This window comes from Halorubrum sp. SD690R (assembly GCF_005435035.1).
GTDB lineage: Archaea > Halobacteriota > Halobacteria > Halobacteriales > Haloferacaceae > Halorubrum > Halorubrum ezzemoulense.
This window is the reverse complement of the sequence record NZ_SGTV01000012.1, coordinates 47,497-56,793: the sequence shown is the minus strand read 5'-3', so window position 1 is coordinate 56,793 and position 9,297 is coordinate 47,497. Positions and strand designations below refer to the sequence as shown.

At 70.5% G+C, this 9,297-nt stretch carries 11 protein-coding genes and 1 pseudogene; 4 read left to right on the top strand and 8 right to left on the bottom strand.

All coding sequences use genetic code 11. From position 1 onward, the window contains the following. Positions 1–67: 67 nt before the first annotated feature. Entirely contained in the window at positions 68–457 is a 390-nt protein-coding gene (gene fer / locus EXE41_RS09325; RefSeq protein WP_049931604.1) for a ferredoxin Fer, read from the bottom strand. A 264-nt stretch (positions 458–721) separates the two neighbouring features. Between fer and EXE41_RS09320 the strand changes: the two genes are divergently transcribed. Further along, positions 722–1,591: a CheF family chemotaxis protein gene (locus tag EXE41_RS09320; RefSeq protein WP_049931605.1), complete on the top strand. Its 870-nt coding sequence runs from the start codon at positions 722–724 to the stop codon at positions 1,589–1,591. A gap of 79 nt (positions 1,592–1,670) precedes the next feature. Next, the gene (locus tag EXE41_RS09315) at positions 1,671–2,585 is read left to right on the top strand and encodes a hypothetical protein (protein ID WP_137690817.1); all 915 of its coding nucleotides are present in this window, start codon (positions 1,671–1,673) and stop codon (positions 2,583–2,585) included. Positions 2,586–2,703: 118 nt separating this feature from the next. Here the strand turns inward: EXE41_RS09315 and EXE41_RS09310 are convergent, their stop codons facing one another. Both EXE41_RS09310 and EXE41_RS09305 read right to left on the bottom strand, forming a co-directional pair. Next, entirely contained in the window at positions 2,704–3,606 is a 903-nt protein-coding gene (locus EXE41_RS09310; protein WP_137690816.1) for an MOSC domain-containing protein, read from the bottom strand. Between the two features lie 82 nt (positions 3,607–3,688). Beyond that, positions 3,689–4,501 (bottom strand): hypothetical protein, encoded by an 813-nt coding sequence (locus EXE41_RS09305; RefSeq protein ID WP_049931608.1) that lies wholly within the window; start codon positions 4,499–4,501, stop codon positions 3,689–3,691. Between the two features lie 100 nt (positions 4,502–4,601). On the opposite strand from EXE41_RS09305, the gene EXE41_RS09300 reads away from it, so the two are divergent. Together EXE41_RS09300 and EXE41_RS09295 are read left to right on the top strand one after the other, a co-directional pair. Then, a complete protein-coding gene (locus EXE41_RS09300; RefSeq protein WP_137690815.1) occupies positions 4,602–4,997 on the top strand; it encodes a CopG family ribbon-helix-helix protein in 396 nt (131 codons plus the stop codon). Positions 4,998–5,025: 28 nt separating this feature from the next. Then, positions 5,026–5,367, top strand: a pseudogene (locus tag EXE41_RS09295) (type II toxin-antitoxin system PemK/MazF family toxin); the annotation flags it as partial. Between the two features lie 8 nt (positions 5,368–5,375). On the opposite strand, the gene EXE41_RS09290 reads toward EXE41_RS09295, so the two are convergent. The 5 genes from EXE41_RS09290 to EXE41_RS09270 form a co-directional block, all read right to left on the bottom strand. Beyond that, a complete protein-coding gene (locus tag EXE41_RS09290; protein WP_004596730.1) occupies positions 5,376–5,669 on the bottom strand; it encodes a chorismate mutase in 294 nt (97 codons plus the stop codon). Between the two features lie 32 nt (positions 5,670–5,701). Further along, positions 5,702–6,628, bottom strand: coding sequence for a shikimate kinase (locus EXE41_RS09285; RefSeq protein ID WP_137690814.1), 927 nt, complete (start codon positions 6,626–6,628; stop codon positions 5,702–5,704). 88 nt (positions 6,629–6,716) lie between these two features. Beyond that, complete coding sequence (locus tag EXE41_RS09280) at positions 6,717–7,349, bottom strand: hypothetical protein (protein ID WP_137690813.1); 633 nt, start codon at positions 7,347–7,349, stop codon at positions 6,717–6,719. Next, positions 7,346–7,807, bottom strand: a complete 462-nt coding sequence (locus tag EXE41_RS09275) for a hypothetical protein (protein WP_137690812.1) — start codon at positions 7,805–7,807, stop codon at positions 7,346–7,348. Before EXE41_RS09275 ends, EXE41_RS09280 begins: the two co-directional genes overlap by 4 nt. Further along, positions 7,804–9,204 carry a hypothetical protein gene (locus EXE41_RS09270; protein ID WP_137690811.1) on the bottom strand — a complete coding sequence of 467 codons (1,401 nt, stop codon included), beginning with the start codon at positions 9,202–9,204 and terminating at the stop codon, positions 7,804–7,806. Before EXE41_RS09270 ends, EXE41_RS09275 begins: the two co-directional genes overlap by 4 nt. Between the last annotated feature and the right edge of the window lie 93 nt (positions 9,205–9,297).

The window sequence follows — 9,297 nt, the reverse complement described above, 5'->3', positions numbered from 1 at the left end:
AGAGAATCGAGGACCGCGTACGCCGCGATCCCGTGTGAGAGCGGCCGTTACCGAAGGAGAAACCCGATCAGATGACGCGGTTCTGCAGGTAGTCGAGGTGTTTCGCGTTGTAGACGATCTTGACCTCGTCGGTGGCCGGGCTCCCGATACAGGTGAGCCGGACGTTCTTCTCCTCGACCTCCTCGTCGGAGAGGATCTGCTGCATGTCCATCTCGATGTCACCTTCCTTGACGATGGACGCGCAGTTCGCGCACGCGCCGGCGCGGCACGAGAAGGGCCAGTCGTAGCCCTGCGCCTCGGCCGATTCGAGGATGTATTCGCCCTGGTTCACTTCGAGGGTGCCGTAGTCCTCTTCGTCGAGGCCGGCGTCTGCGGCCTCCTCGAAGAGATTATCGTCGTCCATCGACCAGCCGTGGTCGTCGAGCACTTCGTAGTTGAGGTATTCTACTGTGGGCATCACCTGACGGTTTGGTGCCCACCTCATTAGGCTTTGCTGTTCCCCGTCCGCCGCCGCCGAGACGAGAGCCCGACGACCGAACGAGTTCGCTTCCGCGGCCGAACGAGTTCGGCACGTTCCGTCGCCTCGTCCGGGGATCGGGGCGTCGTCGATCGGCCGGGTTCCTCACCGCCGGCGACCTCCGTCCGATCGCGTGACTGCGCGTTATCGCGACTGATACGAGGTGAGTAACAATAAATAGCGTACGACGCGCAGAACGTACCGATGGAGGAGTCCGTCGTCGCCGACTTCGTGGGCCGCGTTCACGCGGCGAGCCTGTCCGCCGACGAGCCGGCGACCGGTCGCGTCCTGTTGAGCCAGCGACGGCTGGTCCTCGCGACCGACGACGGCAAGGAGACAATCCCCCTCTCGCGGGTGTTCGACGTCGTCGTCGGGAGCGTCCCCGGCGACCTGCGCTCGTTCTTCAACGACAGCGTCACCGTCGCGTACGAGCGCGACGGGTCGCGGCGCTCGGCGCTCGTGGAAGGCGAACCCGACGACATGGATAAGTTCGTCAGGCTGCTGTTCACGTCCCTGTTGCGGAACGTCACCGTGACGGTGCGACACCCAGCGAAGGTCGGCGGCCGCGTCACGGACGCGACCGACCACCGCGCCTCGGTGTCGGTGTCGCCGGGCGAGATACGGTTCAACAACTGTCCGGACCCGTTCACGGTCGACCTCTCTTCGGTGATCGACTACGAGCGGACGGACCGCACCCTCGGCGGGAAGAAGCGCCCCGCGCTCGTCTTCGAACACGTCGTCGACGACCAGACGGTCACGTCGATCACGACCGTGCCGAACGAGCGCGCGCTCAACATCCTCGGCCGGTACATCAAGATCGAGTACGACGAGGCGATGGAGGACTTGGAGTCCTTCGACCCGACCGAAGAGCAGCTGGAGATCCTCGTCTCTATCTACTCCGCGGGCGGCGAGGCGAACATCGCGGACGTCGTCACCGGCGATGTCGCCCAGACGTCGATGATCCTCGACACGCTCCGAGAGGAGGACCTCGTCGCCGACGGCGACAGCGGAACCACGCTCACCCGCAAGGGACAGATGATCGTGAGCTCGTACCTCGAATCCGTCAACGCCTGAGCGCCGCACGCGGAGTTTGGGCCGGACGCGGCGCGCGCTCGGGGGAAGTTTCATAATCGTGTACCCGTAGGTATCTCTCATGCGAGACAGCAACCACCCCGGCGGCGAGTCGCCGCTCGACGCCGTGGTCCGCGAACGGGGACTCGACGCGCCCGACGGGGCGGGGAAGCCCGATCCGACCGGGGACTCGACGTGTCCGGGCGACGCCGGCGGTTCGGGGCCGCGAGTCGCCCGCGTGCCGGAGAGCCACACCCACGACACGTTCTCTGTCGAGGGGATCGAGACCGACCGCCGCGAGGGGTTACTGGAGGCGGTCCTGCGCGACGTCGACGGCGTCAGCGCCGCCTCGGCAACGCGGCGCAACGGGACCGTCGGCGTCCACCACGACCCGTCGCTCTCGCGGGACGCGCTCCGCGGGGTGCTCGAATCCTGCGGCCTCGTCGTCGCGCCCGGCGACGAGGCGTTCGAGTCCCGGCGCGCCTCGCAGTTCGCGTCGGCGCGCGTCGCGGTCGCGACCCTGTTCGGCCTGATGGTCGCGACGCCATACATCGCGGTGCTGTACCCGACCCGGGTCGAGTGGCTGTTCTACGACCCGGTGACCGTCCAGTACCTTCAGTCGATCCTCGACTCGCAGATGACGACGCACTTCTTCATCAACCTCGGCGCGCTCTCGGGGCTCGCGTTCCTCGTCGCCTGCGGCCCGACGATCCGTCGCGCGGCCGCGGCGGTGCGCGACGGTGAGTTCACCAACGAGGTCGCGTTCGTCGGGGGGGTCGCCGCCCTCTACGGCTACAGCACGCTCACCGCGTTCACCGGGCTGGAGGGCGCGGTCCACTACGACCTGGTCGCGTACGCGGTCGTCGTCGCGACCTTCTGGACGCAGTTCGGCGTCGCGGACACCGCGGTCGATCCCGCGTCGCGCGGCGAGTCCGCCGCGGAGCCGGCCGACGCCGACGCGGACGAACCGGTCGCGATGACCGACGGCGGGCGCTGACGCGTCACGGCGGTCGTCACTTTTACGATCGCGCGCTGATCCCGCTCTCGGCCGTTTCCGATTCCGCTCGCTGACCCGCCCGCTCGCCTTTTACCGTTCGTGCGTCGCTTCCGGAGAGTCACTCCGCCGCGTCCGCGCCCGCGACGGGCGTCCCGCTCTCGTCGACGGTCACGACGCCGTCGACGGTGACCTCGTCGCCGACGGAGAGGACGTCGCCCCACGATCGCTCCTCGACGACGGTGTTGACCATCAGCCGGAAGTCGTGGTCGAAGCGGTCGCTCGCGGTCCACTCGGGCAGCGTCTCGCGGCGCTTCCGGACGAACCGCTCGCGGAACCCGTCGATCTCGGCCCCCGTGTCCGGGTCGCGAGAGGGGACGACGCAGCGCTGACACGGGTTGACGCCGATCAGCGCCGTGTCGCCGACCGCGACGCGGACGCCCTCCCCGTGGTCGGCGAACAGCCGGTCCTCGAAGAACGCCGGGCAGTCGTCCAACACGACGTTCGGGCGGAGCCGCCGGCGCATCTCCGTCGCGTCCGCCACGTCCTCGAACCACGAGGCGATGGTCGCCAGCGTCGCCCGCGAAACCACCGTCGGCCCGCGCGCGGCGCGGTCGTCGGGGAAGCCGCCCGCGTCGTCTCGCACGAGGTCGACCGCGTACCCGAGGTACTCGCCGACCCAGTCGGCCAGCGCGTCGCCTTCGTCGGGGAGCGCGAAGGTGCGCTCGTCGGCCGGGGCGCGTTCCGTCGCCGGTCGCGAGAGCGTCACGGCCGTCGGCGTGGCGTCGGGCGGGCCGGCGAGTTCGTACTCGGCGCTGAGCCCGTGGATCGCCGGCTCGCTCTTCCCGTTGACGTAGCCGCCGCCACCGCTGACGGAGGCGCGCTCCGGGTCGACGCCGGCTTCGACGAGCGCGTACGTGCGGTCGCCGCGGAGCGCGCCCTCGGGGCCGATCGCGGCGCGGTCGACGGCGACGCCGTCACAGGACTTCAGGGGATACGCGAGGAGTTCGGCGACGCGTGTCATACCGCGAGTTCGACGGGCCGGATAAAAAGCGATCGGCCGACGGGGGCGTCCCCGCCGGACGGTGGTCGCGCGCGACGACGGGTCAGAACAGCCCGGCGATGAACCCGACGCCCATGACGACGAGGACCGCCGCGGAGAACGCGGGCAGGTACGGGGTGTACCGCTCGACGCGCTCCCGAGAGCGGTGGTAGCCGGCGATCAGCAGCAACGTGAGTCCGACGATACCCGCGATGACGGTGAGCGCGTAGGCGCTCATCAGTTCGAGACAGTAGTTCGACCCGGCACAGAGCGCGATGATCTCGAACTCCTCCTCGTGGGCGAACCCGAGGACGAACGCGAACCACGCGATTCCGAGCAGGCCGCGGTCGGCCCCCTCGTCGAAGCCGCCGTGCGAGTGGCCGCCGACGAACGGGAGAAGCCGCTTCAATCGAGCGAGGCGTCCGTCGTCGTCATCGTGGTCGTGGCTGTGGTCGTGGTCGTGGCTGTGGTCGCGATCGTGGCCGTGGGCGTGAGCGTCGTGATCGTCCGACGCCTCAAGAGAGCCGTGAGAGTGCCCGTGGACGTACTCGCGGACGCCGAGCCCGATCAGCAGCGCGCCGGCAACGAGGCTAACCGGCCCACCGATCTGGACGCCGCCGAGCACCGTGATCGGCTCGTTGACCTGCGTGAGATCGAAGTAGCTCTTCGCGTAGAAGAAGACGACGACCATCGCGATGCTGCTCACGAGGTGGCCGAGGCCGATGATGGCGCTCGCCGCGAACCCGTACAGCCACTTGTTGGTCTGGTCGAGGGCGTAGGAGGCGGCGACCGGCCAGCCGTGGCCCGGTTCGACGCCGTGGACCGCGCCGAGGAGGACCGCGCCCGCGAGCGGCCCGAACAGTTCACTTGAGAGCATACGCGGCGCTCCGAGCGGGCGGGGTTTAGCGGTTGTTAGTACCGAACCGGGTGAATCGTCATAACGAACCTCTTGTACTCGCGGGATCCACGACGGCACAATGCGAACGAGCTTCAACGTCCCGGACGACCTCGTCGACGAGTTCGATCGGACGTGGCGGGAGGAGGGGATCGAGAACCGGTCGCGGGCTGTCCGCGAGGCGATGCGCGAGTTCGTGGAGTCGCACTCGCGGCTCGAAGACACGACCGGCGAGGTGGTCGCGCTCGTCGGCTTCGACTACCGCCACCACGAGGTCATCCGGGAGCTCCACGGCGCGCAACACGAGTATCAGGACGTGATCCTCAACACGAGTCACACCCACCAGGGCGAGTGGTGTCTGGAGTCGCTGTTCTGCCGCGGCGACGCCGAGCGCGTCCGACAGCTCACGTACCGGATCCGCGACTTCGACGCCGTCCGTCGAGTGAAGGTGATGCTGATTCGGGACGGCCCCGACTGACCGGGACGAGGTTCCCGAGTGGTAATCGATGAACGTTCGCCGCGGCGATGTCGTCATCGTCGAGTTCGATCCGACGGAGGGCTCGGAGCAGAGAGGGACACGGCCCTGCGTAGTCGTCCAGAACGATATCGGGAACGAGAACGACCCGACGATCATCGTCGTTCCGATCACGACATCGCGGGGAGACGAACTGTGTCCCTTCGAGGTGCGTATTCCGGCCGCGGAGTCGCCGCTTCGGGAGGATTCGGTCGCGCTCTGTAGTCAAATTCGCACGGTGTCTATCGAACACCGCATTACCAACAGCAGTGGTTCCGTCCCGGAATCTCGAACGAACGAAGTCGACGAGGCGCTCAGGTATAGCCTCGGCCTGATCGATCCCTACCGACTCTCCCGCTGTTCGACCTTGTTCAATTCGATCAACAGCCGGAAGATCGCCTTCACGAGGTTCGCGTCCACGTCGAAGCGCTCGGCGTTCTCCCCGGCGCGCTCCATCACGCGCTCCTCCTGCCCCTCGTCGGTGGTCGGGAGGTCGCGCTCCTCCTTCACTGCCGCGACGGTGTCGGCGACGTACGTCCGGCGGGCGATCAGCTCGACTATCTCGCGGTCGATGTCCTCTATCTCGTGTCGCAGTTCGTCGAGGCTCCGGTCCTCCGCGTTGGGTGTGTCGCTCATTGGTAGTAGGGTCAGTGATCTGTCGCGGGCGCTCACTCGACGGTCGCGCCGTCGGCTCTCGTCGTCGTTCGCCGCAGCGTTCCGGGACGGTCGGCCCAGGCGTCGGCGACCGCGTCGAGGTCGGTCTCGGGATCGGCGGGGTCCGCGACGGCGACGACGCTCGGGCCGGTCCCCGACAGCGACACCGCGGTCGCGTGCGGCATCGCCTCGACCGCGGGGTCGGCGTCGAAGCCGAGCGCGGCGGAGAACGCCAGCCCGTTCACCGTCATCGCCTCGCCGTACCGGCCGTCGAACACGAGGTCGGTGACGAGGTCAGCCATGGGCGCGACGGCCTCGCAGCGCGCCACGTCGGCGTCCGCGCTGTAGGCGCGCTCGGGCGGCGTCCAGACGAGAACGTCCCAGTCGACTGTCTCGCGGGCGCGGAGTTCGTCGGCGTCGTTGTCGGTGACGGTGACGCCGCCGAGCATCGACGCGGTCGCGTCGTCGAACGCGCCGGTGACCGTGACGCCGACCTCGCGGGCCGCTCGCACGCCAAGTCGACAGGCCTCCAGGCGGGTCACGTCGACCGCGGGATCGTCCGGGTCGTCGCCGACCGCGTCGTCACTTGCGCGGCCGCCGTCGCCGACCACGAGCCCGAGCGCGTCGCAGGTCGCGAGGACGGTCGCGTTGGCGGCCGCGCTGGAGCTTTTCAGCCCCGCCGCAAGCGGCACGTCGCTGTCGGTCCGGACGGTGCCGCCCTCGCCGTCGCCCCAGCGGTCGGTCGCGAGGCTCACGCAGCGCTCGATCAGGTCGGTGTCGGCGTCGGGGTCCTCGGCGATTTCGCCCGCGACGCCGTCGGCTGCGGGATCGAGGTCGACCGTCGCGCGCGTCTCGACGTCGATGCCGAAGGCGGCGCCCGTGCCGGTCGCGAGCGCGTTCAACACGGTCCCGGCGCCGAGCGCCGCCGCCCGTCCTTCCATGGGTTCACGGCTCGCGAGCGCGGACAAAGAGGTAGCGATCACGGCGAGTCTCTCTGTCAGGGAGGCCGGCCGCACCGGTTCCGGGGTATCAGAGCGGTTCCGCGCGCCTGACGGCCGCGTCGACCGCGTACCGCTCGGCGTCGGGTCGGACGGGCGTCCCGCCGGTCTCGAACCGGATCGTCACCTCGAACGACCGCGATCTCGTCCCGTCGAACCGGTCGTCGCGGGGGAAGCGTCGCGTGACGGACGCGAACCCGACCGCCTCGCGCTCGTCTGAGCCCCGCGGGACGGCGTACGCGTCGGCCCGGAACTCGATCGTTCCGTACTCGAATCGCCCCGCGTTCTCGACGGTCAAGCGGGCCCTGACCCGCGTCCAGCCGCCGCCCTGCGTCACGTTGCGGACCGTCGCGTCGGTGACGACGAGCCCTGACCCGTCGGGGTTGACCTCGTCGGGCGTCGCTTCCTCGGCGCCGCCGTCGGACCCACCTCCGTCGCCGTCGGATCCGGTCTCGTCGCCGTCGGACCCGCCTCCGTCGTTCGCGTCCGAGCCGCCGGTCGTCCCGTTCTCGGTCTGCCGAGGGGTCGAGCCGCCCTCCTCCGAGGTCACCAGACAGCCGGCGAGCAGCCCGGCGACGCCGACCGCGACGACGCCCCGCCGCGACGCTCGCCGGACGGGTCGGTCGGCGTCCCGGCCGTCCGCCCCGTCCGCGGAACGGGTCATCGCATCACCGTCCCGAGGACCCCGGTCGACGCGCCGACGGCCGCGGCGACGAACGCCGTCGCGACCGTCGGCACGAACGCGTCCGCCAGCCCGTGCGCCTGCGCGGCGGCGTCGCCCTGCGAGACGACGATCATGGTGACCGCGACCAGGCCGTACGCCAGCGCGCCGAGTCCCGTCCCGAGCCCGCATGTCACAGCCGCGGCGGTGACGCCGCGGGCACGGGACCCGACGAGGACGCCGAGGACGCCGGCCAGCGGGACCGCGCCGACGAGGACCGCCGCGGTCACGGCGAGGTACGACTGGGCGACGAACACGGGTCCGAAGCGCGCGGTCTCGCCGGTCGCGGCGGTCGCCAGCGCCGTCTCCGCCCAGCCCGTCGCGGCCGCGCCGACGATGCCGGCGCCGGCGCCGACGAGGGCGAACGCCGCGGCCACGAGGCCGATCTCGTTCGCGTTCACGCGCCGGTCACCCACCCGTGCCGTAGTCGGCCGTGCCAGCCCGTCCGCTCCTCCCACGCGTCGCCGGAGAAGCCGGTGGCGAGTAGGAACTCGCCCGCTCGGACGAGGTAGCCGTACTGGACGCCGGCGTGCTCGTCGAAGCCGTACCGCTCTCCCTCCGCCTCGCGGTGATAGAAGCGGTACCAGGGGGTCGGGCCGCCGTCGTCCCCAATTCCCCCGGCGGCGGCCGTGCCGTTCTCGGTCGCCGAGCCGTTCTCGGTCGCCGAGCCGTCCCCGGTCGCCGAACTGTTCCCGCTGAAGTCGGAACCGGCGAGCGTCACCTCCGGGTCGATCGGCGCGCGCCCCTCCGTGGCGCCCTCGTCGAGGGCGGTCGAGAGCCGCACGTCGGCGGTCTCCGCGTCCGGGTACCGCTGGACGTACACCGGGACCCCGTCCAGTTCGCGGGCCCAACCGCGGAACGTCTCTTCGGGCCGATTCCCCGCTGGCGGGCGGCGGGCGAACGAGAAGAACAGCTCCTCGACGCGGTCGGCGGGCCGCGGAATCGGGCCGAGGCGGGCACGCAGTTCGCGCCGGCGATCGGCACTAAGGGCGTCTCCGTAGATGCGCGGGACGCGGTCGCGGTCGATCTCATCTCGGTCGTACGGCCGGTGCGCGAACGTCGAGAAGCCGCGGCTCGCGACGGCGAGTTCGACGAGCGTCCCGGTCGTGACGCGACCCCGTTCGGGATTGTCCGGCGGGAGCGGCGCCAGCAGCCTCCGGAACAGGCGGTTGTGGATCGGGTTCCGCGAGAACTGTTCCTCGACGTAGAGGGAGGTTCCCATGCCCGCCAGCCCGGTGCGCAACCGGTCGAGTTCTTCGAGGGCGCGGTCCACGTCGCCGCGGGGCGCGAACTCGCGTAAGACCTCGACGTGGCGGTCGACTCGGTCACGGATCCGGGACCCGGGCGAGAAGTGCGGTTCGAGGGCCTCGGCCGCGCGGGACGCCGCGGTCTCCCCCGCGGCGGCGACCGCGTCGACCTGTTCGGTCGCGATCGCCGCCTCCTCGTCGACGGTCGCCCGGACCGACCGGACCGTCGAGACCGCCTCGGCGACAGCGTCGCGGTAGGTCGCGACCGCGTCCGGGTACTCGGTCGCGAACCACACCGCGTCGTCGACGACCTCGCGCGTCGCGTCAGCGAGCGCGGCGTTCGTCACCGGCGGGTCGCCGTCGGCGTCCGCCGGGTCGTCGGAGGGGGGGTCCTCTGGCGGGTCGTCGGCGTCGCCCCCGTCTCCCCCGTCGCCCGGCGCGTCGGCGGCCTCGGGCGCGTCGGGATACTCGACGCCCTCGACGCCGAGGCACCCGGCGGTCCCGACGAGGGCGGCGCCGACGCCTAAGAGCGCCCGTCGCGTCCGTTGCATGACACGCACTCCCCGCGGCAGGAACTTAAATGTGGTACGCCGATTCTCGCTGTTGAGGGCGCGCCCGCAGTCCGGCGGTCCGACCGGCAGCCG